General features: G+C 51.3%; 17 protein-coding genes. 11 read left to right on the top strand and 6 right to left on the bottom strand.

Translation table 11 applies throughout. The features are described from left to right. Window positions 1–120: 120 nt before the first annotated feature. The 6 genes from fhuB to hrpB form a co-directional block, all read right to left on the bottom strand. Window positions 121–2,103, bottom strand: coding sequence for a Fe(3+)-hydroxamate ABC transporter permease FhuB (gene fhuB / locus K0778_RS05235; RefSeq protein ID WP_000044089.1), 1,983 nt, complete (start codon window positions 2,101–2,103; stop codon window positions 121–123). Beyond that, a complete protein-coding gene (gene fhuD, locus K0778_RS05230) occupies window positions 2,100–2,990 on the bottom strand; it encodes a Fe(3+)-hydroxamate ABC transporter substrate-binding protein FhuD (RefSeq protein WP_000015990.1) in 891 nt (296 codons plus the stop codon). Before fhuD ends, fhuB begins: the two co-directional genes overlap by 4 nt. Beyond that, entirely contained in the window at window positions 2,990–3,787 is a 798-nt protein-coding gene (fhuC, locus tag K0778_RS05225) for a Fe3+-hydroxamate ABC transporter ATP-binding protein FhuC (protein WP_001158929.1), read from the bottom strand. Before fhuC ends, fhuD begins: the two co-directional genes overlap by 1 nt. A gap of 50 nt (window positions 3,788–3,837) precedes the next feature. Further along, a complete protein-coding gene (fhuA, locus tag K0778_RS05220) occupies window positions 3,838–6,081 on the bottom strand; it encodes a ferrichrome porin FhuA (RefSeq protein WP_063084620.1) in 2,244 nt (747 codons plus the stop codon). A gap of 219 nt (window positions 6,082–6,300) precedes the next feature. Next, window positions 6,301–8,835, bottom strand: a complete 2,535-nt coding sequence (gene mrcB / locus K0778_RS05215; RefSeq protein ID WP_000918162.1) for a bifunctional glycosyl transferase/transpeptidase — start codon at window positions 8,833–8,835, stop codon at window positions 6,301–6,303. Window positions 8,836–9,030: 195 nt separating this feature from the next. Next, window positions 9,031–11,460, bottom strand: a complete 2,430-nt coding sequence (hrpB, locus tag K0778_RS05210) for an ATP-dependent helicase HrpB (RefSeq protein WP_001619115.1) — start codon at window positions 11,458–11,460, stop codon at window positions 9,031–9,033. A gap of 73 nt (window positions 11,461–11,533) precedes the next feature. Between hrpB and thpR the strand changes: the two genes are divergently transcribed. The 11 genes from thpR to yadL all read left to right on the top strand — a co-directional run bounded on the left by thpR (window position 11,534) and on the right by yadL (window position 21,946). Further along, window positions 11,534–12,064 carry an RNA 2',3'-cyclic phosphodiesterase gene (gene thpR, locus K0778_RS05205; RefSeq protein ID WP_001294674.1) on the top strand — a complete coding sequence of 177 codons (531 nt, stop codon included), beginning with the start codon at window positions 11,534–11,536 and terminating at the stop codon, window positions 12,062–12,064. 14 nt (window positions 12,065–12,078) lie between these two features. Then, entirely contained in the window at window positions 12,079–12,783 is a 705-nt protein-coding gene (gene sfsA, locus K0778_RS05200) for a DNA/RNA nuclease SfsA (RefSeq protein WP_000396036.1), read from the top strand. A gap of 177 nt (window positions 12,784–12,960) precedes the next feature. Continuing rightward, window positions 12,961–13,416, top strand: a complete 456-nt coding sequence (gene dksA / locus K0778_RS05195) for an RNA polymerase-binding protein DksA (protein ID WP_001155227.1) — start codon at window positions 12,961–12,963, stop codon at window positions 13,414–13,416. A 66-nt stretch (window positions 13,417–13,482) separates the two neighbouring features. Further along, on the top strand, window positions 13,483–14,379 hold the full coding sequence (gene gluQRS / locus K0778_RS05190) for a tRNA glutamyl-Q(34) synthetase GluQRS (RefSeq protein ID WP_000132715.1): 897 nt from the start codon (window positions 13,483–13,485) through the stop codon (window positions 14,377–14,379). 59 nt (window positions 14,380–14,438) lie between these two features. After that, on the top strand, window positions 14,439–15,836 hold the full coding sequence (gene pcnB / locus K0778_RS05185; RefSeq protein WP_203226324.1) for a polynucleotide adenylyltransferase PcnB: 1,398 nt from the start codon (window positions 14,439–14,441) through the stop codon (window positions 15,834–15,836). Next, window positions 15,833–16,312: a 2-amino-4-hydroxy-6-hydroxymethyldihydropteridine diphosphokinase gene (folK, locus tag K0778_RS05180; protein WP_000215124.1), complete on the top strand. Its 480-nt coding sequence runs from the start codon at window positions 15,833–15,835 to the stop codon at window positions 16,310–16,312. The genes pcnB and folK overlap by 4 nt, the downstream gene beginning before the upstream one ends. 369 nt (window positions 16,313–16,681) lie before the next feature. Beyond that, window positions 16,682–17,266, top strand: a complete 585-nt coding sequence (locus K0778_RS05175; protein ID WP_000038438.1) for a fimbrial protein — start codon at window positions 16,682–16,684, stop codon at window positions 17,264–17,266. Window positions 17,267–17,370: 104 nt separating this feature from the next. Further along, a complete protein-coding gene (locus K0778_RS05170; protein WP_000465928.1) occupies window positions 17,371–18,111 on the top strand; it encodes a fimbrial chaperone in 741 nt (246 codons plus the stop codon). A gap of 34 nt (window positions 18,112–18,145) precedes the next feature. Further along, window positions 18,146–20,743: a Yad fimbria usher protein HtrE gene (gene htrE / locus K0778_RS05165; RefSeq protein ID WP_001619112.1), complete on the top strand. Its 2,598-nt coding sequence runs from the start codon at window positions 18,146–18,148 to the stop codon at window positions 20,741–20,743. Between the two features lie 16 nt (window positions 20,744–20,759). Then, complete coding sequence (locus K0778_RS05160; protein ID WP_072651206.1) at window positions 20,760–21,329, top strand: fimbrial protein; 570 nt, start codon at window positions 20,760–20,762, stop codon at window positions 21,327–21,329. 11 nt (window positions 21,330–21,340) lie between these two features. After that, the gene (gene yadL / locus K0778_RS05155) at window positions 21,341–21,946 is read left to right on the top strand and encodes a fimbrial-like protein YadL (protein ID WP_001310526.1); all 606 of its coding nucleotides are present in this window, start codon (window positions 21,341–21,343) and stop codon (window positions 21,944–21,946) included. Window positions 21,947–21,960: the final 14 nt, after the last annotated feature.

Below are 21,960 nucleotides of genomic sequence, written 5' to 3'. Positions count from 1 at the left end.
TCCGACCTACGATTCGGGGCCGTTTGTAGGCCCGATAAGACGCGCCAGCGTCGCATCGGGCATCCGTTGTCGCGTAAACGCTTTATCCGTCCAGGCGTACAGGGCCGTTATATGGAAAAATTAACGGCTCTGCTTTCTCAGCAAATAGATAAAATATGGCGCGCCGATAAAGGTCGACAGCAGCCCCGCCGGGATCTGGAACGGAAACAGCACCATCCGCCCACACCAGTCAGCGAACACCAGCAGTAAACCACCCACCAGCGCCGAAATTACGATGTGTGGCATCGTCCGTCGAAAGCCCATCATCCGCGCAATATGCGGTGCCATTAAACCAACAAAACTCAACGGTCCAATAGTCATCGTCGCGGTCGCCGTCAGGCAAGCCGCTAACAGCAGCAGCGCAATTCGCGTCGGCGTCAGCGCCATTCCTACGGCTCGGGCGGTATCACCACCCAGCGGTAAAATGGTCAGCCAGCGGCGGCACAGCGGGGTAATCGCCAGCAAAATCACCATCACAATTCCGGTGCGCCAGACCTGCGCATCGGTCGCGTTGTAGGTCGAACCGGAAATCCAGGTCAGCACTTGCGCCATTCGCGGGTCACCACTTGCCTGCAGCATCATCAAAAGCATGGTGAACGCGGTGCTTAACGCCATCCCCGCCAGTAACATGCGGTGTGGGGAAAATCCACCGCGGCCGGCGGCGATCATAATGATCAACAGCGTCACCGCCGCGCCGAGACTGCCTGCAGGTAACAGCCAGCCAAAGGCATTACCCGGCACCAGAAACAGCATCAACACCACGCCAAACGCCGCGCCGGAGCTAATCCCCAGCACTTCCGGGCTTGCCATCGGGTTTCCGGTCAGTCGCTGAATAATACAGCCCGCCACCGCCAGCATGACGCCCGCAAACAGCGCCGCCATAATTCGCGGCCAGCGCCAGGGCATTAAATCCTCGAGCAACGCCCCGCTCGCCCACGTCCAGCCGTGCGCATCACGACCAAACGACAGCGCCACCACCACAGCCATCAACAGCAGCACGCCGCCCGCGAGGGCAAACGCCAGCACATGTTGGCGTTCAGCCGCGACACGATCGTTGACCTTCATATCCGGCGCGCTAATGCTGCGTAAACGCGGCAACAGCCACAGTAGCAGCGGCGCACCGATCAACGCAGTGACCGAACCGGTGGACACTTCCATCCACACGCGAGTCAGCCAGAGGATGATTTGATCGGAAAGCCAGAGGATCAGCGCACCAATCAACGACGCCAGCATCAGTCGTGGCAGCAGACGCCGCGCCCCCAGCATTTTTGCCAGCAGCGGCGCGAACAACCCGATAAAGCCGATAATCCCCACAGCGTTCACCAGCAGCGCACTGATGACAATCGCCAGCGACAGCGCCGCCAGACGCGCAAGCGACAAGGCCAGCCCGAGATTGCGCGCCACGCCATCATCAAGCCCCATCAGGGTTAACGGACGAAGTAGCAGCAACGTCAGCATCACACCGCCCAGCAACTGCGGCCATAAACGCTCAACACCGCCCCAGTCGGTTTGCGTCAGCGTTCCAGTGCTCCACAGAAACATGCTTTGCAACTGGTCATGATGGAAGATAACCAGTAACTGATTGATTGCCCCACAATAAAGGCTCACTACCAGCCCCGCGAGAATCAGCGTAACCGGCGAAAGCCGTTTCCCCCACGCGACGCCAAAGACAATTAAGCCAACAACGCAAGCCCCTGCCAGCGCAGCAAACTGGCTCGCCATAGCACCGGGGATCGCCCAGAGCGTGGTGACGGTAATCCCCAGTTGCGCGCCTGTAGCAACGCCCAACGTCGTCGGTTCCGCCAGCGGGTTACGCAGCACTTGCTGAAACAGCACGCCCACCAGCCCCAGGCCCGCGCCCACCAGTAGAGAAATCGCCAGACGTGGTAACAAGCTGTAGTGAAAAATCATCTGCTCGATGACGTTAATATCCGGCGACCAGGCGGCCTGCGCCCACTGGCTACGCGGCAGCGCCTGCGAAAAGTTCATCCAGGTCAGCGCCGTAGCGACAATCACCAGCAGCGCCAGCAATAACGCCGGAAAAAGCGCAATTCGTTTACTCACGCTTTACCTCCGATGGCGTTATCCAGAACGCGCACAAAGTGCATTGCCGAGAGCGTCGCACCATAAAACCAGACTGCGGGTACGCGCTGAAAGCGTCCGGCGCGGACAAACGGCATGGCCTGCCACAGCGGGGTTGCCATTAGCGCGTCCATGTCTTTGCTGTTGTCGTGATCAAAACAGAGCACATCAACATCTTTATACGCCGCCAGACGATCGATGCTGACGGCGGTACTGCCCCAGAAGTTGGTTTCCCCTTGCCAGGCATTTGGGATGCCGTACTCATCAAGAATTTCCTGAAACAAGCTGTTTGGACCGAAAACCAGCATATGGCGCGGATCGATAAGCGTCGTCAGCAATAACGGGCGTTCACCACGCTTCACAAAGCGGGGTTTCATGCTGCGGATAAAGTCTTCATAGTGCGCTAAATGCGTTTCTGCTGCGCTTTGCAGGTTAAGTAAATCTGCCATTTCCGTCAGTGACTTACGCGCCATCGCCAGCGGCTGTTTGCCATCGCTGAAGTTAAATCCACGCCCCGGCGCAATACGAGCCAGCATTTCTGGTGAAGGGCCATATCCTGCCGACCAGACCATAAACGACGGTTTCATTTCGGTCAGCAGTTCAAGGTTAGGTTCTGTGCGCAAACCGACGTCGATCACTGAGTCCGGCAATGGTGGTTCGCTGACCCACAGGCGATAGTTGATGGTATCCGCCACGCCGTAAGGCACGATGCCGAGCGCCAGCAGTAATTCCACCGGCAACCACTCCAGCGCCACAATACGATTGGGATCAATAGCCGCCGCGTGGGCGGTATTCATCTGCCATAACAACGGAGAAAGCGCCATCGCCGTTAACAGTCGACGGCGCGAAATAAGAGGTAAGCCGCTCATCAATAAACAAAACTCACAGGTGCAGCACCCGCCGGATGCGGCAAAATACCCATCGGGATGCCATAAATCATTTCGAGGGTTTCGCCGCGCATAATTTCCGCAGGCGTTCCCTGAGCAATCATTTCACCGCCGCGCAGGGCGACCAGATAATCACAATAACGCGCAGCCATATTGATATCGTGCAGCACGGCAATGACCGTCAGGCCACGTTCCTGACTTAAACGATGCACCAGTGCCAGCACATCAACCTGGTGAGCGATATCCAGCGCCGAGGTTGGCTCGTCGAGCAACAGACAACGGCTATCCTGCGCCACCAGCATGGCGATCCACGCCCGCTGACGTTCGCCGCCAGAGAGACTATCGACCAGCCGATGCGCCAGCGGTTTTAAGCCAACCAGCGAGATAGCTTCCTCAACTTTTTCGCGATCTGCCGCACCAAAGCGCCCCAGCGCGCCATGCCACGGGTAACGACCAATCGCCACCAGTTCACGCACGGTCATCCCTTCTGCCGGAGGAAGCTGCTGCGGCAAATAAGCCACTTTGCGGGCAAACGCTTTGCTGCTCCAGCTTTCCAGCGGCTGGGCATCAAGAAGAATCTCCCCTTCTGACGGAGGCTGATGACGGCCAAGCATTTTGAGCAGAGTGGATTTACCAGAACCGTTGTGACCAATCAGACCGGTCACTTTCCCGGCAGGAAAGGTTAACGACAGCGGATGCAAAAGCGTGCGCCCGGGCACACGAAAGGAGATATTACGCAGTGCAAAAGTGGTATCGGAATGATTCGTGTATTCCTGCATAACAGCCAACTTGTGAAATGGGCACGGAAATCCGTGCCCCAAAAGAGAAATTAGAAACGGAAGGTTGCGGTTGCAACGACCTGACGTTCTGCGCCCCAGAAGCAGCCATAAGTGTTAAAGCAGCTGGCGACGTATTCACGATCGAACAGGTTGTTAACATGCAGCGCCACGTTGGAGCCCGCCATGCCGACTCGCGCCAGATCATAACGCACTAACGCATCCACGACCGTATAACTTCCCACTTTAAAGGAGTTAGCCGGATCACCATAGCTGGAGCCAGTATAACGACCACCGGTGCCCAGCGTCAGACCTGAAAGCGGACCGTCAAAGAAGGTATAGTCAGCCCACAGCGAAGCCATGTGTTTTGGCACCTGTGCAGGCGTATTGCCTTTATAGGTAGTATCGGTGGTGTATTCCGCATCGGTGTAAGTATAAGAACCGACTACGTTAACACTCGCCGACAGCGCCGCTTTCGCTTCGATTTCTACGCCACGTGCGCGGATCTCGCCACCTTCAACCGAGAAGAAGGAACCCTCAGGGTCCGCCATCAGGTTGTTGGTTTTAGTGAGATTATACACGGCACCAGTAACTACAATCGGACGATCTTCCGGTACATATTTCACGCCGACTTCATACTGCTTACCTTTAGACGGTGCGAAAATATTACCATCCTTCCCAACTTGCGAAGAAGGTTCAAACGATTCGCTATAGCTGAAGTAAGGTGTTACACCATTATCAAACAGGTAGTTAACACCACCACGCCAGGTAAACTGTTTGTCATCACGTTTATCGGTCGTCCCGGCAACGCGGTTAAGAGATTCTTGATCTGCCCAGTCATAACGACCGCCCAGGGTGACCAGCACTTTATCCCACTGCGCCTGATCCTGAACATAAACGCCCGTTTGTTTCTGTTTATTCAGAATGCGGTAAGGGCCGGAGTTTGCCGGATCTTTGGCATTGAAGTCGAAATCGGTATTCATCGGATTGTACAGATTGAGCAGTGGCACAGAGTCGTCGTAACCAAACCAGGCGTTGATGTCATTACGCATACGCATAAAGTCGACACCGGTCAGCAGGGTGTGGTCGATATCGCCAGTGGCAAACTTGCTCTGCAACTGGGTATCAACGGAGAAGTTTTGCAGCTTCTCATCATCAACGACGTATTTACGTGCCAGATAATGGCCTTTATCCGCTGGCGCTAATGCCGCACACTGTTTGCTGTAAGCATTCGCCGGATCGGAGCAGACGCCGTAACCATAAACGCTGTTTTGCGAGGTTTTGTTTTCAGCAAAGCGCAGGTTCTGACGCACAGTAAAGGTGTCGTTAAATTCGTGATCGAAGCTGTAGCCGACCATCTTCTCATTACGAGAATAGGTGTTGTTCTTCGCCCCTTCATTAAAGTCTGTCGGCAGACGCTTACCGTTCGGCAGCGGCTCAACGGTTCCCTCTTTCGGCAACCAGCCGTAATAACCGGTTTCCGGCTCGTTCTGGAAGTAAGAAAGGAAGGTAAAATTGGTTTTATCATCCGGACGCCAGGTGAACGCCGGTGCAATAGCATAACGCTGCTCTTCTGACCCTTTCTGCTGGGCATTGGCAGAACGCGCAAGACCGGTCAGGCGATAAGAGTAAACACCGTCATCATCCAACGAATCGCTAAAGTCAAAACCAGTCTGGAACAGGCTGTCAGTACCGGCTTTAAACTGAACTTCTTTCAGCGGTTCGGTGGTCGGACGCTTGCTGACCATATTCAACAGGCCGCCAGGACTGCTTTTACCGTAAAGCACGGAAACCGGGCCACGCATAATTTCAGCGCGTTCCAGCATATACGGGTCAATGACCGCATCGTTATAGAAGTTGCCCTGCAACTTCAGGCCATTCAGATAGTTATTCTGGCTTTGGCCTTCTGCCGCAAAGCCGCGAATGATCAGGTGGTCATAGGTGTTGGATGCGCCACGCGTACCAACAGAGACACCCGGCGTGTAGCTAAGCGCTTCTTTTACCGACTTCGGCTGATGCAGCGCCATCTCTTCGGCGGTCACAACAGAAATAGACTGTGGCACTTTTTGAATCGGCGTATCGGTTTTAGTGCCGGTAGCAGACTGTCGCGCCGCAATAGTTGCAGCAGGCCCCCATGCGCTTTCTTGCGGCGCAGGTGCAGCGGTAACGGTGATAGTGTCTTCTTTCGGTTCAACCGCTGCCTGTGCATAAACAGACATGCCGCTAACCGCTGTGGCTACTACAACTGCGATTTTACGCAGTGAGTGTTTTGGCTGAGCAGTTTTGGAACGCGCCATTGGTATATCTCTGATGTAAAGTGAATGATAACGTAAACGAGAATGATTATTATAAAGATAAGATAATATTCGAAACGCTGGCGGGTTCGCAAGCGGTACGCAATCTGAGCGTTCCTGAAGGGTTAATAAACAACCAGATGAAAAGAAAGGGTTAATATCTTAGATGGGATGTTATTTTACCGGATGGCAACTCGCCATCCGGTATTTCACGCTTAGATGTTAATTACTACCAAACATATCCTTGATCCAACCGGCTACACCGTCGCTGTCTTTCTGCTCTTGCTGAGCAGGTTGCTGTTGCGGCTGTTGCTGCGGCTGAGAAGACTGATCAAACGGATTGCCTGACGGCTGCTGCTGCATCTCGCTCTGCTGGCACAGCGATTGCGGATCGCTGGTCCAGACCGGCAAGATACGCATGCCACCGCTGCAAACAAAGTTGCCGTCGTAGTCCACGCCCATATCTGCAATATCTTCTGGCGGAACAAGATTCAGCGGCGTTGGCGTCTGGTTAGCCAGATAACGCTGATAAATCGACATTGCCCCGCTGGCACCATACAGTTTGGTCGGCTGGTTGTTATCACGGCCGACCCAGGTGATGGTCACCGTGCTGCCGTCAATGCCCGCAAACCAGGTATCTACGTTATTGTTGGTAGTCCCTGTTTTCCCTGCCAGATGCAGGTTCGGGTATTTCGCCCCAAGCTGACGACCCGTACCGCGTTGTACCACCTGCTGCATGGTCCATAGTGTCAGATACGCCGCCTGCGCCGGAACAGCGCGTTCCGCCTGCGGGAAGCTCTGATACAGCACTTTGCCATCTTCCGCGATTACCGAACGCAGCGCAGAAAGCGGTGCACGGTTACCACCGCTGGCGATGGTCTGGAATGCCTGCGCCACTTCGATTGGCGTTAAGTTCAACGCCCCCAGCAGCATTGCCGGAACCGGATGCAACTGATCTTTCGGTACGCCCAGTTTAATCCAGGTCTCCGTAACCGCAGGCAGCCCCAGCGCCATCCCCAGATTTACCGTCGGCACGTTCATCGAACGGGTCAACGCATCCACCAGCATCACTCTGCCGCTTTCGCTATAACGACGGTCATCATTCTGCGGTGACCAGACCTGGCCATTCGGCTGACGCAGCGCAATTGGCGCATCCGCAATCCACGTATTCAGACGATAGATTTTCGGCTGGCTTAAGGCCGTCAGATAAGTCGCTGGTTTTGCAAGGGAACCAATCGAACGACGCGCCTGCATCGCACGGTTGTAGCCCGCAAACTGCGGCTCAGAACCTCCGACCATCGCACGAACTTCACCACTAAAGCGGTCGACGACCACAATCGCAGTTTCAAGATCGCTCAACTTACGCTGTTTCTTCAGTGCCGGAATGCCTTCCACGGCGGCTTTTTCTGCCGCGTCCTGGGCCACCGAGTCAAAGGTAGTGAAGATCTTCACGCCGGAGAGATCTTTTACCTTATCGCCCAGTTTTGCCTGCAGCTCCTGACGCACCAGTTGCATAAAGGCTGGCTGAGGAGAGATCACCCCACCGCGCGGCTGAACCCCCAGCGGACGGGCACTCAACATGTCATAGAGTTCTTGATCAATAATCTGTTGCTGTTGCAGCAGACGCAGCACCAGATTACGTCGCTCCAGCGCCAGTTTTGGGTTACGCCACGGGTTGTAGATGGACGCCCCTTTCACCATACCGACTAACAGCGCCTGCTGGTCGAGGCTTAGCTCTTCTACCGGGCGACCAAAGTAATACAAGCTTGCCAGCGGGAAGCCGCGGATTTCGTTGTCGCCGCTCTGACCGAGATACACCTCGTTCATATACAGCTCAAGAATACGGTCTTTGCTGTAACGCGCGTCCATGATCAGCGCCATATAAGCTTCGTTCGCTTTACGCCAGTAAGAACGCTCGCTGGAGAGGAACAGGTTTTTCACCAGCTGTTGCGTCAGCGTACTCGCACCCTGTACCGTGCGTCCGGCGGTCAGGTTTGCCAGCACCGCACGTCCGATTGAGTAGAGACTGATTCCATCATGCTCGTAAAAATGACGGTCTTCTGTCGCCAGCAAAGTATCCACCAGCAAATCCGGGAAACCACTGCGCGGCACAAACAGACGCTGCTCACCGTTTGGCGAAGAGATCATGGTGATCAGACGCGGATCAAGACGGAAGAAACCGAACTGACGGTTGTTCTCCATATTGACGATCGTCGCCAGATGATCGCCATCAAAGGTCAGACGCGCGCGCACCTGTCCTTCTTTACTGTCCGGGAAATCAAACGGACGGCGAATCATCTCAATGCTGTTGGCCTGCACGGTAAATTCGCCAGGACGGGTCATTTTCGACACCTGACGATACTGGGTCGCCTCCAGCAGCTTCACCATCTCGTTCTTGCTGATGGTCATGTCTGGCTCAAGATTGACCATTCGGCCATAAACTGCCGCAGGCAGTTGCCAGACCTTGCCATCAATACGGCTACGAATTTTTTGATCGAGATAAACGCCGTAAATGGCGATCAGCACGGCAAAAACGATAGCCAGTTTTAGCAGTAGCCATAGCCAGCCGCGTTTGCCACGAGGCTTACGCCCTTTGCCTTTGCCCTTACCTTTGCGCGGCATCGGTTCTTCATCCTCATAGTCATCATAATCGTCGTAATCATCGTCATCTTCGTAACGACGACGGCTTACCTTTTGTTTGACCGGACGCGTCGGTTTCCCTTTGCGTCCAATTGGCTCGCGGTCATTCCCGGCCATGCTTTTTCTCCGCAATATTCAGGCGCAAAAGCCCGATTTTCTGTTCTTCTGTTACAAGACAGAAGAAGATATCTCTCAAAATTTGTGCTCGATCGGTCCCCTCTCCCTTGGGGGAGAGGGTTAGGGTGAGGGTGAACGTGCGCGCTGATGCCCTCACCCCGGCCCTCTCCCACAGGGAGAGGGAGAAAACCAACCTTACGAATACTTTTTCGTCCGTCGCGTCGGTGCAGTATTTGCCGGGTCGTCCGGCCAGACATGTTTGGGATAACGCCCTTTCATCTCTTTTTGCACCTCACGGTACGCTCCTTTCCAGAAGGCGCTCAAATCTCGTGTGATTTGTAATGGCCTTTGGGCAGGTGAAAGCAACTCCAGCACCAGCGGCACGCGCCCCTGGGCGATCGTCGGATTGGTGGCCTCGCCAAACATCTCTTGCATTCTCACCGCCAGCGCGGGCGGGTTATCTTCATGATAACGAATGGCGATCCGGCTTCCCGTCGGCACAGTGTAATGCGCAGGCAATTCACTATCCAGACGTTGCTGCATTCCCCAATCAAGTAATCCGCGTAGTGCCTGATAAATGTCGAGTGATTTCAGGCCGCGTAGTGAATGTACGCCAGTCATATGTGGCAGCAGCCACGTTTCCAGCGCTGCCAATAAACTTTCATCATCAACCGCTGGCCAGTCATATTCCGGCAACCACTTTGCGGCGCATAACAAACGCAAGCGTAGCTGTTCCGCTTCCGCCGTCCAGTTGAGCACGCTTAAACCTTTATCACGGATGCCATTAAGCATCGCCTGATGCAACTCGTCTTCTGACGGTTTCGCCAGCGGCTGCACTTTCACCGTCAACTGACCGATTTGTAGCCGACGCCAGGCTTTCAGCGTACCTTGCGCGTCATCCCACTCCACAGTGTCAGACTGCTGTACCAGCTGCGGGCAGCGTTGTACTAACTCATCAATATCGACCGGCAGCGCCAGTAAAATCCGCGCATCCGGCGAGGCGCTGCCCTGCAATAATAACGGTGCGATCAACCATTCGTGGCGGCTTAGCGCGTCGTTGGCATCGAGCATCGCTCCCATGCCGTTTGCCAGTTGATAGCGTCCATCTTGCCCACGGCGACGAGCAATGCGATCGGCAAACGCCCCGGCAAGTAGCGGCGCGATAAGCGAACTGTCTGCCTCACCGCCACGTACGTTTAAGCGTTTTAACAGTTGCTGACTACGTTGCTGCCAGGCTGGTTGATTGCGCGAAAACGCCACGCCCAGGTCACTATTGCCCATCCGTGGCGGCTCTTCGAGAATGGCGGCAATTTTTGCCGCGGTAGCAGCTTCGTCGTCGTTCTTCGCGCTAACCAGCATTGCCGCTAAACGCGGATCGTTACCCAGCGCTGCCATTTTTTGCCCCTGCGCACTAAGCCGTTCACCCTCCAGCGCCCCCAGCATTTGTAACAGGCGTTTCGCGGCCAGTAGATTCACCGTTGGCGGTTGATCCAGCCAGCTCATCTGCGCCGGATCGCTGCATCCCCATTGCAGTAATTCCATCAGCAAACCGGAAAGATCGCTTTGTAAGATTTCCGGTTCACTTTGCGCGGCAGCGCGTTCTGCTTGTTCCTTGGCGATTAAATGCAGGCAGATACCCGGCTCCAGACGCCCGGCGCGCCCGGCACGCTGCGTCATGGATGCCTGGCTAACGCGTTGAGTAATCAGTCGCGTAAGCCCCGTGCGCGGATCAAAACGCGCCACACGCTCCTGGGCACAATCCACCACCAGACGAATACCTTCAATGGTTAAACTGGTTTCAGCAATATTGGTCGCCAGCACCACTTTGCGCATCCCTTGCGGTGCCGGGAGGATCGCTTTTCGCTGATCGTTCAGCGACAACGCGCCATACAGCGGGCAGAGCAATACATCACTGCCGATGCGCGAAGCCAGTTGTTCCTGCACACGCTGAATTTCTCCGACGCCAGGTAAAAATAACAGTAATGATCCGCTTTCCTGACGCACCATTTCAGCGGTGGCTACCGCAACGGCATCGTCAAAACGCTGATGCGCGGGCAGCGGTAAATAACGGCGTTCAACCGGAAACGAGCGCCCTTCTGAGATGACGACGGGCGCTTCTGGCAGCATTTGCTGCAAGCGGTCGTTGTCCAGCGTAGCCGACATAATTAGCAGTTTAAGGTCATCACGCAGACCTTGTTGCACATCGAGTAACAGCGCCAACGCCAAATCCGCCTGCAAGCTACGCTCATGAAATTCATCAAGGATCACCAATCCAACACCGCTCAACTCCGGGTCACGCTGGATCATCCGCGTCAGCACGCCTTCGGTAACTACTTCCAGGCGGGTATTCGGCCCGACGCAGTTTTGCGCACGCATCCGGTAGCCAACGGTATCGCCTGGCTTTTCGTTAAGCAGCTCCGCCAGCCGTTGCGCGACGTTACGCGCCGCCAGACGACGCGGCTCCAGCAGGATAATTTTCCCGTTAATGCCGGGATGCGCCAGCAGTTGCAGCGGCAGCCAGGTTGATTTCCCGGCTCCGGTCGGCGCACTTAATAATATCTGCGGCGCACAATCGAGAGCGGTAAGTAATTCAGGTAAGACGGCAGCAACGGGCAACGACGACACAAAACGCTCCAGAGGGTTAACATTCTTCGCGGCACATTGTAGCATCGCGGTAATTCATAACCGAGTGCCTCACATGTCTGAACCGCAACGTCTGTTCTTTGCTATCGACTTACCTGCAGAAATCCGCGAACAGATTATCCACTGGCGCGCCAAACACTTCCCACCTGAGGCGGGACGTCCGGTCGCCGCCGATAATTTGCATCTGACTCTGGCATTTTTAGGCGAAGTGAGCGCCGAGAAAGAGAAGGCGCTTTCTCTTTTAGCCGGACGGATTCGTCAACCTGGTTTCACACTCACGCTTGATGACGCCGGACAATGGCTGCGTTCGCGTGTGGTGTGGTTAGGGATGCGTCAGCCTCCACGCGGCTTAATCCAGCTGGCGAATATGCTCCGTTCACAGGCTGCCCGCAGCGGTTGTTTTCAAAGCAATCGTCCGTTTCATCCACATATTACCTTATTGCGCGACGCCAGCGAGGCGGTGACAATCCCGCCGCCGGGTTTTAACTGGTCTTATGCGGTGACGGAGTTCACCCTTTACGCCTCCTCGTTTGCCCGTGGACGCACACGCTACACGCCGCTAAAACGCTGGGCGCTAACGCAATAACAAGGATTGTCGCAATGGAATTTTCTCCCCCTCTACAGCGCGCGACGCTAATTCAGCGTTACAAACGTTTTTTAGCCGATGTGATCACACCCGATGGTCGCGAATTAACGCTACACTGCCCGAATACGGGTGCGATGACCGGTTGTGCAACGCCTGGCGATACCGTCTGGTATTCGACTTCAGACAACACCAAACGGAAATACCCACACACCTGGGAATTAACTCAAAGCCAGAGCGGCGCATTTATTTGCGTCAACACGCTTTGGGCTAACAGGTTGACGAAAGAGGCTATCCTTAATGAATCAATTTCAGAACTGTCAGGCTATAGCTCGCTGAAAAGCGAAGTAAAATACGGCGCAGAACGCAGCCGTATTGACTTTATGTTGCAGGCGGATTCGCGTCCAGACTGCTATATTGAAGTGAAATCGGTTACGTTAGCGGAGAACGAACAGGGATATTTTCCCGATGCGGTCACTGAACGAGGTCAGAAACACCTTCGGGAGTTGATGAGCGTAGCGGCTGAAGGCCAGCGTGCGGTTATCTTTTTCGCCGTGCTGCATTCAGCCATTACACGGTTTTCACCCGCGCGCCACATCGATGAGAAATACGCGCAACTATTGTCAGAAGCTCAACAGAGGGGGGTAGAAATTCTGGCTTACAAAGCGGAAATTTCTGCTGAAGGCATGGCTCTTAAAAAATCACTGCCGGTTACATTGTAGTAAAGTAAGTAACTGGTTAATTTACATTCTGGTCGCGTGCGCAAATACGCTTTTCCTCACACAGTTGTCAAGTGTTACGTTTAGATAATTGCTATCCGGAAAAGCATCTGCTATTTATAGCGGCCTCATTTTTCCCCCGAACATGGGGATCGATAGTGCGTGTTAAGGAGAAGCAACATGCAAGAAGGGCAAAACCGTAAAACATCGTCCCTGAGTATTCTCGCCATCGCTGGGGTGGAACCATATCAGGAGAAGCCGGGCGAAGAGTATATGAATGAAGCCCAGCTGGCGCACTTCCGTCGTATTCTGGAAGCATGGCGTAATCAACTCAGGGATGAAGTCGATCGCACCGTTACACATATGCAGGATGAAGCAGCCAACTTCCCGGACCCGGTAGACCGTGCAGCCCAGGAAGAAGAGTTCAGCCTCGAACTGCGTAACCGCGATCGCGAGCGTAAGCTGATCAAAAAGATCGAGAAGACGCTGAAAAAAGTGGAAGACGAAGATTTCGGCTACTGCGAATCCTGCGGTGTTGAAATTGGTATTCGCCGTCTGGAAGCGCGCCCGACAGCCGATCTGTGCATCGACTGCAAAACGCTGGCTGAAATTCGCGAAAAACAGATGGCTGGCTAATTACAGCCGTTCCATCACGTTTACCACAGGCGGGAAATGCTCCCGCCTTATTTTTTGTTCAAAGAGATGACAGACACACAGTATATTGGCCGCTTCGCCCCCTCTCCTTCCGGCGAGCTTCATTTTGGCTCTCTGATCGCCGCGCTCGGCAGCTATTTGCAGGCTCGCGCCCGGCAAGGTCGCTGGCTGGTACGCATAGAAGATATCGACCCGCCTCGTGAAGTTCCCGGTGCCGCAGAAACTATCCTGCGCCAGCTGGAACATTACGGTCTGCACTGGGACGGCGATGTTCTCTGGCAATCGCAACGTCACGACGCCTATCGTGAAGCACTCGCCTGGTTACATGAACAAGGACTAAGTTATTACTGCACCTGTACGCGTGCGCGTATTCAAAGCATTGGCGGTATTTACGACGGTCATTGCCGGGTGTTGCATCATGGACCAGACAACGCCGCAGTGCGTATCCGCCAGCAGCATCCGGTCACGCAATTTACTGACCAGCTGCGCGGCATTATTCACGCCGACGAAAAACTGGCACGGGAAGATTTTATCATTCATCGCCGTGATGGGTTGTTCGCCTACAACCTGGCTGTTGTGGTTGATGATCATTTCCAGGGCGTTACAGAAATAGTGCGTGGGGCTGATCTGATTGAACCAACAGTAAGGCAAATCTCGCTGTACCAGCTTTTTGGCTGGAAAGTGCCAGATTACATTCATCTGCCGCTGGCGCTTAATCCACAAGGCGCTAAACTTTCCAAGCAGAATCATGCGCCTGCGTTGCCGAAAGGCGATCCACGCCCGGTACTAATCGCGGCACTTCAATTTCTGGGGCAGCAGGCAGAAGCACACTGGCAGGATTTCAGCGTCGAGCAAATCCTTCAGTCAGCCGTCAAAAACTGGCGGCTTACCGCCGTGCCCGAGTCGGCAATTGTAAATTCAACATTCTCAAATGCGTCATGCTGAGCTATGATTAGCCGCTATTTTTTTGTCCTGAATGATGTTTGACACTACCGAGGTGTACTATTTTTACCCGAGTCGCTAATTTTTGCCGCAAGGTGCTAAGCCGCGAGGAAAGCGAGGCTGAACAGGCAGTCGCCCGTCCACAGGTGACGGTGATCCCGCGTGAGCAGCATGCTATTTCCCGCAAAGATATCAGTGAAAATGCCCTGAAGGTAATGTACAGGCTCAATAAAGCGGGATACGAAGCCTGGCTGGTTGGCGGCGGCGTGCGCGACCTGTTACTTGGCAAAAAGCCGAAAGATTTTGACGTAACCACTAACGCCACGCCTGAGCAGGTGCGCAAACTGTTCCGTAACTGCCGCCTGGTGGGTCGCCGTTTCCGTCTGGCTCATGTAATGTTTGGCCCGGAGATTATCGAAGTTGCGACCTTCCGTGGACACCACGAAGGTAACGTCAGCGACCGCACGACCTCCCAACGCGGGCAAAACGGCATGTTGCTGCGCGACAACATTTTCGGCTCCATCGAAGAAGACGCCCAGCGCCGCGATTTCACTATCAACAGCCTCTATTACAGCGTAGCGGATTTTACCGTCCGTGATTACGTTGGCGGTATGAAGGATCTGAAGGACGGCGTTATCCGTCTGATTGGTAACCCGGAAACGCGCTACCGTGAAGATCCGGTACGTATGCTGCGCGCGGTACGTTTTGCCGCCAAATTGGGTATGCGCATCAGCCCGGAAACCGCAGAACCGATCCCTCGCCTCGCTACCCTGTTGAACGATATCCCACCGGCACGCCTGTTTGAAGAATCGCTTAAACTGCTACAAGCGGGCTACGGTTACGATACCTATAAGCTGTTGTGTGAATATCATCTGTTCCAGCCGCTGTTCCCGACCATTACCCGCTACTTCACGGAAAATGGCGACAGCCCGATGGAGCGGATCATTGAACAGGTGCTGAAGAATACCGATACGCGTATCCATAACGATATGCGCGTGAACCCGGCGTTCCTGTTTGCCGCCATGTTCTGGTACCCACTGCTGGAGACGGCACAGAAGATTGCCCAGGAAAGCGGCCTGACCTATCACGACGCTTTCGCGCTGGCGATGAACGACGTGCTGGACGAAGCCTGCCGTTCACTGGCAATCCCGAAACGTCTGACGACGTTAACCCGCGATATCTGGCAGTTGCAGTTGCGTATGTCCCGTCGTCAGGGTAAACGCGCATGGAAACTGCTGGAGCATCCTAAGTTCCGTGCGGCTTATGACCTGTTGGCCTTGCGAGCTGAAGTTGAACGTAACGCTGAACTGCAGCGTCTGGTGAAATGGTGGGGTGAGTTCCAGGTTTCCGCGCCACCAGATCAAAAAGGGATGCTTAACGAGTTGGATGAAGAGCCGTCACCGCGTCGCCGTACTCGTCGTCCACGCAAACGCGCACCGCGTCGTGAGGGTACCGCATGACAGTGGCGTATATTGCCATAGGCAGCAATCTGGCCTCTCCGCTGGAGCAGGTCAATGCTGCCCTGAAAGCATTAGGCGATATCCCTGAAAGCCACATTCTTGCCGTTTCTTCGTTTTACCGCACCCCACCGCTGGGGCCGCAAGATCAACCCGATTACCTCAACGCCGCCGTGGCGCTTGAAACTTCGCTCGCCCCGGAAGAGTTACTCAACCATACACAGCGCATAGAACTGCAACAGGGTCGTGTTCGTAAAGCTGAACGCTGGGGACCACGCACGCTGGATCTCGATATCATGCTGTTTGGTAATGAAGTGATAAATACCGAACGCCTGACCGTTCCGCACTACGATATGAAGAATCGTGGATTTATGCTGTGGCCGCTGTTTGAGATTGCACCGGAGCTGGCGTTTCCTGATGGGGAGACGTTGCGTGAAGTCTTACATACAAGAGCATTTGACAAATTAAGCAAATGGTAATTTATTTATATTACGAATATAAATATTTTCTGAAAATCATACATCCTCTCTTTCCTTAATAAAAATTTTAGTTTAAACATTTTTGCAGAAACATAATATAATTTCCCGCAGATAAATGTCAATCCCATCGCCATACCCTAACCAATTGCACTTGTGAATTTATTTTTGCTTAATTTTGAATTAAGAAAATTTAATTTGTTCAAAAGCCCTTAAAGTGCACAATAGGCGTCCTAATGAACAATGGTTGTAAATTTTGGTAACAAATATCATTGCTCATTAATATCTAGCATCTGCTTATAACATTTGTGTCATGAATAGTCATTCTTCAAACCAGTAGTCTGACTAATGGAATTTTATTCAAGGATTTTTATGTCTAAAAAATTAGGTTTTGCCCTGTCTGGTCTTATGCTGGCAATGGTTGCAGGTACTGCTTCTGCTGATATGGATGGTGGTCAGTTAAATATCAGTGGTCTGGTTGTTGATAACACCTGTGAAACCCGCGTTGACGGCGGTAATAAAGATGGTCTGATCCTGCTGCAAACTGCCACTGTTGGTGAAATCGATGCTGGCGTACTGAATGACACCGTTGGCGCTAAAGCTAAACCTTTCAGCATCACCGTTGACTGCAGCAAAGCAAATCCGAATCCAGGTAGCACGGCTAAAATGACCTTCGGTTCTGTTTTCTTTGGTAACAGCAAAGGGACTTTGAACAACGACATGTCTATTAACAACCCATCTGACGGCGTTAATATCGCTCTGCACAATATTGATGGTTCCACTATCAAACAGGTTCAAATTAACAACCCTGGCGATGTGTATACTAAAGCCCTGGATGCAACGACAAAATCTGCTGTTTATGATTTTAAAGCGTCTTACGTTCGTGCCGTCGCAGACCAAACAGCAACTGCTGGTTATGTAAAAACTAACACTGCATACACCATTACTTATCAGTAAGTATTCACCAATTAAATTGATTGAATGAATATACAGGGAATAGTATTAATAATTTCTATTTTTATATTATTCCCTGTTTTAATTAACTCTGTCAGGGATGGTTTATGTTTTTTAACACCAAACATACAACAGCTTTATGCTTCGTAACCTGTATGGCTTTTAGTTCATCGTCTATTGCGGACATTGTCATTTCGGGTACTCGCGTAATATATAAAAGCGATCAAAAAAGTGTCAACGTACGTCTGGAAAATAAAGGGAATAACCCGTTGCTTGTCCAGAGTTGGTTAGATACTGGCGATGACAACGCTGAGCCTGGCAGTATTACAGTCCCTTTTACTGCCACGCCGCCAGTATCGCGTATTGATGCCAAACGTGGGCAAACAATCAAATTAATGTACACAGCCAGCACCTCACTGCCTAAAGACAGAGAGAGCGTGTTCTGGTTTAACGTACTGGAAGTTCCACCAAAACCAGATGCAGAAAAGGTCGCGAATCAAAGCCTGCTGCAACTGGCATTTCGCACACGTATAAAACTTTTCTATCGCCCGGATGGATTGAAGGGAAATCCCTCTGAAGCCCCGTTAGCCCTGAAGTGGTTCTGGTCAGGTTCAGAAGGTAAGGCGTCATTACGAGTGACCAATCCAACCCCTTACTACGTCTCTTTTAGCAGTGGTGATTTAGAAGCCAGCGGTAAACGCTATCCGATTGATGTGAAAATGATTGCACCATTTAGTGATGAGGTCATGAAAGTCAATGGCCTTAATGGCAAAGCGAATTCTGCAAAAGTGCATTTTTACGCCATTAATGACTTTGGTGGCGCAATTGAAGGTAATGCCAGGCTGTAATCAGGCAAGGATATAATTCCGCAGGAAGCATAGCGTGACTATAGAATATACTAAAAATTATCATCATCTGACCCGTATCGCCACGTTTTGCGCGCTGCTGTATTGCAATAGTGCTTTCAGTGCTGAACTCGTTGAATATGACCATACCTTCCTGATGGGGCAGAATGCATCTAATATTGATCTCAGCCGGTACAGTGAAGGTAACCCCGCTATACCGGGTGTTTACGACGTCAGTGTTTATGTCAACGACCAACCAATCATTAACCAAAGTATTACATTTGTCGCAGTTGAAGGAAAAAAGAACGCCCAGGCTTGTATCACATTAAAGAATTTATTGCAGTTTCATATTAATTCTCCCGATATAAATAACGAAAAAGCCGTTCTGCTTGCCCGGGATGAAACGCTCGGCAATTGCCTCAATTTGACGGAAATTATCCCTCAGGCTTCCGTTCGTTATGACGTCAACGATCAACGTCTGGATATAGACGTTCCTCAAGCCTGGGTAATGAAAAATTACCAAAACTATGTTGATCCCTCGTTATGGGAAAATGGCATTAATGCGGCCATGTTGTCATACAACCTCAATGGATATCATAGTGAAACCCCTGGTCGAAGAAATGACAGCATTTATGCTGCTTTTAACGGTGGGATGAATTTAGGTGCATGGCGACTGCGTGCTTCAGGCAACTACAACTGGATGACCGATTCTGGCAGTAATTATGATTTTAAGAATCGGTATGTTCAGCGTGATATCGCCTCGCTGCGTTCTCAACTCATTCTTGGTGAGTCTTATACGACGGGCGAAACCTTTGATTCCGTCAGTATCCGAGGCATTCGCTTATACAGTGACAGCCGCATGTTGCCTCCGACATTAGCCAGTTTTGCGCCTATCATTCATGGCGTTGCTAATACCAACGCTAAAGTCACTATTACGCAAGGTGGCTATAAGATTTATGAAACGACGGTGCCACCAGGCGCTTTCGTCATTGATGATCTGAGTCCGTCAGGGTACGGCAGCGATCTTATTGTTACTGTCGAAGAATCCGATGGCTCAAAGCGGACATTCTCGCAACCTTTTTCATCGGTCGTTCAAATGTTACGCCCAGGCGTTGGACGTTGGGATATTAGCGGTGGTCAGATTTTAAAAGATGATATTCAGGATGAGCCTAATTTATTTCAGGCCAGCTACTACTATGGTTTGAATAACTACCTGACGGGTTATACCGGTATTCAGCTTACTGATAATAATTATACTGCCGGGTTGTTAGGTCTTGGTCTGAATACTTCAGTCGGTGCATTTTCTTTCGATGTGACTCACTCAAATGTTCGTATACCGGATGATAAAACATATCAGGGACAAAGTTATCGTGTTTCCTGGAACAAGTTATTCGAAGAAACAAGTACTTCACTGAATATCGCAGCCTATCGCTATTCGACACAGAATTACCTTGGTCTTAATGATGCACTAACTCTAATTGATGAAGTGAAACATCCCGAACAAGATCTTGAACCGAAATCCATGCGTAATTACTCGCGCATGAAAAACCAGGTTACGGTCAGTATTAACCAACCGTTGAAATTTGAGAAAAAAGATTACGGTTCATTTTATCTTTCCGGAAGTTGGTCCGATTACTGGGCTTCCGGACAAAATCGTAGCAATTACTCTATTGGCTACAGTAACAGTGCATCCTGGGGCAGCTACAGTGTCAGTGCACAGCGTTCATGGAATGAAGACGGCGACACTGACGATAGCGTTTATCTCAGTTTCACCATTCCTATTGAAAAATTACTTGGCACTGAACAACGTAATTCAGGTTTCCAGAGTATTGACACGCAACTAAGCAGTGACTTTAAGGGTAATAACCAACTCAACGTCAGTAGCAGTGGCTATAGCGATAACGCTCGCGTCAGTTATAGCGTGAATACTGGCTATACGATGAATAAAGCCAGCAAAGATTTGAGTTATGTTGGGGGTTATGCCAGCTATGAGTCACCGTGGGGAACGCTGGCAGGTTCAATTTCTGCAAATAGCGATAACAGCCGTCAAGTTTCTCTCAGCACCGACGGTGGTTTTGTATTGCATAGCGGCGGCCTGACCTTCAGCAATGACAGTTTTAGCGACTCCGATACACTGGCGATAGTTCAGGCACCAGGTGCTCAAGGGGCGCGAATAAATTACGGCAACAGTACTATCGATCGATGGGGTTATGGTGTCACCAGTGCTCTTTCTCCTTATCATGAAAACCGTATCGCGCTGGATATCAACGATCTTGAGAACGATGTTGAATTAAAAAGTACCAGTGCTGTTGCTGTGCCGCGTCAGGGTTCAGTCGTCTTTGCTGATTTTGAAACCGTGCAAGGGCAATCAGCCATTATGAACATCACACGAAGTGATGGTAAAAATATTCCATTTGCTGCAGATATTTATGATGAGCAAGGCAATGTCATTGGTAATGTTGGACAGGGTGGACAAGCATTTGTTCGTGGTATTGAGCAGCAGGGAAATATCAGCATTAAATGGCTCGAAGAAAGTAAACCAGTAAGTTGTCTTGCGCATTATCAACAAAGCCCAGAAGCAGAAAAAATAGCACAATCTATTATTCTGAATGGAATTCGGTGTCAGATTCAGTAACTACAAGGGACGTCAAATGATAAAAACAACGCCACATAAAATAGTGATACTGATGGGAATATTATTATCACCCTCAGTATTTGCAACGGATATTAATGTAGAGTTTACAGCCACTGTCAAAGCGACAACCTGTAACATCACACTTACTGGTAATAACGTCACGAATGATGGCAATAATAACTACACATTGAGAATCCCTAAGATGGGTCTGGATAAGATCGCGAATAAAACGACAGAATCTCAGGCTGATTTTAAACTGGTTGCCAGTGGGTGCAGCAGTGGCATCAGTTGGATTGATACCACTCTGACCGAAAATGCATCATCAAGCTCACCTAAGCTTATTATACCGCAGTCTGGTGATTCATCTTCGACGACAAGTAATATCGGTATGGGTTTCAAAAAACGGACTACTGATGATGCCACTTTCCTTAAACCTAACAGTGCGGAAAAGATACGCTGGAGCACAGACGAGATGCAGCCCGATAAGGGTCTTGAAATGACCGTTGCGCTACGTGAAACAGATGCAGGGCAAGGCGTACCGGGGAATTTTCGTGCACTGGCGACGTTTAATTTCATCTATCAATAAGAAGGATAATTATGATGACATTTAAAAATTTACGTTATGGATTATCCAGCAGTGTCGTTTTGGCTGCCTCATTGTTCAGCGTACTCTCTTATGCGGCAACAGACAGTATTGGACTGACCGTTATTACTACTGTAGAAATGGGTACTTGTACCGCTACATTAGTAAATGACTCTGATCAGGACATTTCTGTTGTTGATTTTGGTGATGTATATATTTCTGAAATCAATGCCAAGACCAAAGTAAAAACATTCAAACTCAAATTCAAAGACTGTGCGGGTATCCCCAATAAAAAAGCGCAAATAAAATTAACCAAGCGAGCCACATGCGAGGGAACTGCTAATGACGGTGCGGGGTTTGCAAATGGTTCCACAGCCGCAGATAAAGCAAGTGCTGTCGCCGTTGAAGTCTGGAGCACTGTAACTCCGGCAACAGGGAGTGCAACACAATTTAGTTGTGTAACACCAGCATCACAAGAGGTAACAATCTCCACTGCAGCCAATGCGGTCGTTTATTATCCGATGAGTGCACGCCTGGTCGTGGAAAAAAATAAAACCGTAAACAATGTCACTGCGGGTAAGTTTTCTGCACCAGCCACATTTACAGTAACCTATAACTAACAGACTTACAGATT

It is taken from the genome of Escherichia sp. XD33, assembly GCF_019375075.1.
Taxonomy (GTDB): Bacteria; Pseudomonadota; Gammaproteobacteria; order Enterobacterales; family Enterobacteriaceae; genus Enterobacter; species Enterobacter flexneri_A.
The sequence above is the reverse complement of the archived record's forward strand: the minus strand, read 5'-3'. Positions and strand labels throughout refer to the sequence as shown.

Coding starts and splice junctions, on each gene's coding strand:
- fhuD (WP_000015990.1), bottom strand. CDS start 2,990: ATGAGCGGCTTACCTCTTATTTCGCGCCGTCGACTGTTAACGGCGATG.
- fhuC (WP_001158929.1), bottom strand. CDS start 3,787: ATGCAGGAATACACGAATCATTCCGATACCACTTTTGCACTGCGTAAT.
- fhuA (WP_063084620.1), bottom strand. CDS start 6,081: ATGGCGCGTTCCAAAACTGCTCAGCCAAAACACTCACTGCGTAAAATC.
- mrcB (WP_000918162.1), bottom strand. CDS start 8,835: ATGGCCGGGAATGACCGCGAGCCAATTGGACGCAAAGGGAAACCGACG.
- thpR (WP_001294674.1), top strand. CDS start 11,534: ATGTCTGAACCGCAACGTCTGTTCTTTGCTATCGACTTACCTGCAGAA.
- sfsA (WP_000396036.1), top strand. CDS start 12,079: ATGGAATTTTCTCCCCCTCTACAGCGCGCGACGCTAATTCAGCGTTAC.
- dksA (WP_001155227.1), top strand. CDS start 12,961: ATGCAAGAAGGGCAAAACCGTAAAACATCGTCCCTGAGTATTCTCGCC.
- gluQRS (WP_000132715.1), top strand. CDS start 13,483: ATGACAGACACACAGTATATTGGCCGCTTCGCCCCCTCTCCTTCCGGC.
- folK (WP_000215124.1), top strand. CDS start 15,833: ATGACAGTGGCGTATATTGCCATAGGCAGCAATCTGGCCTCTCCGCTG.
- K0778_RS05175 (WP_000038438.1), top strand. CDS start 16,682: ATGTCTAAAAAATTAGGTTTTGCCCTGTCTGGTCTTATGCTGGCAATG.
- K0778_RS05170 (WP_000465928.1), top strand. CDS start 17,371: ATGTTTTTTAACACCAAACATACAACAGCTTTATGCTTCGTAACCTGT.
- K0778_RS05160 (WP_072651206.1), top strand. CDS start 20,760: ATGATAAAAACAACGCCACATAAAATAGTGATACTGATGGGAATATTA.
- yadL (WP_001310526.1), top strand. CDS start 21,341: ATGATGACATTTAAAAATTTACGTTATGGATTATCCAGCAGTGTCGTT.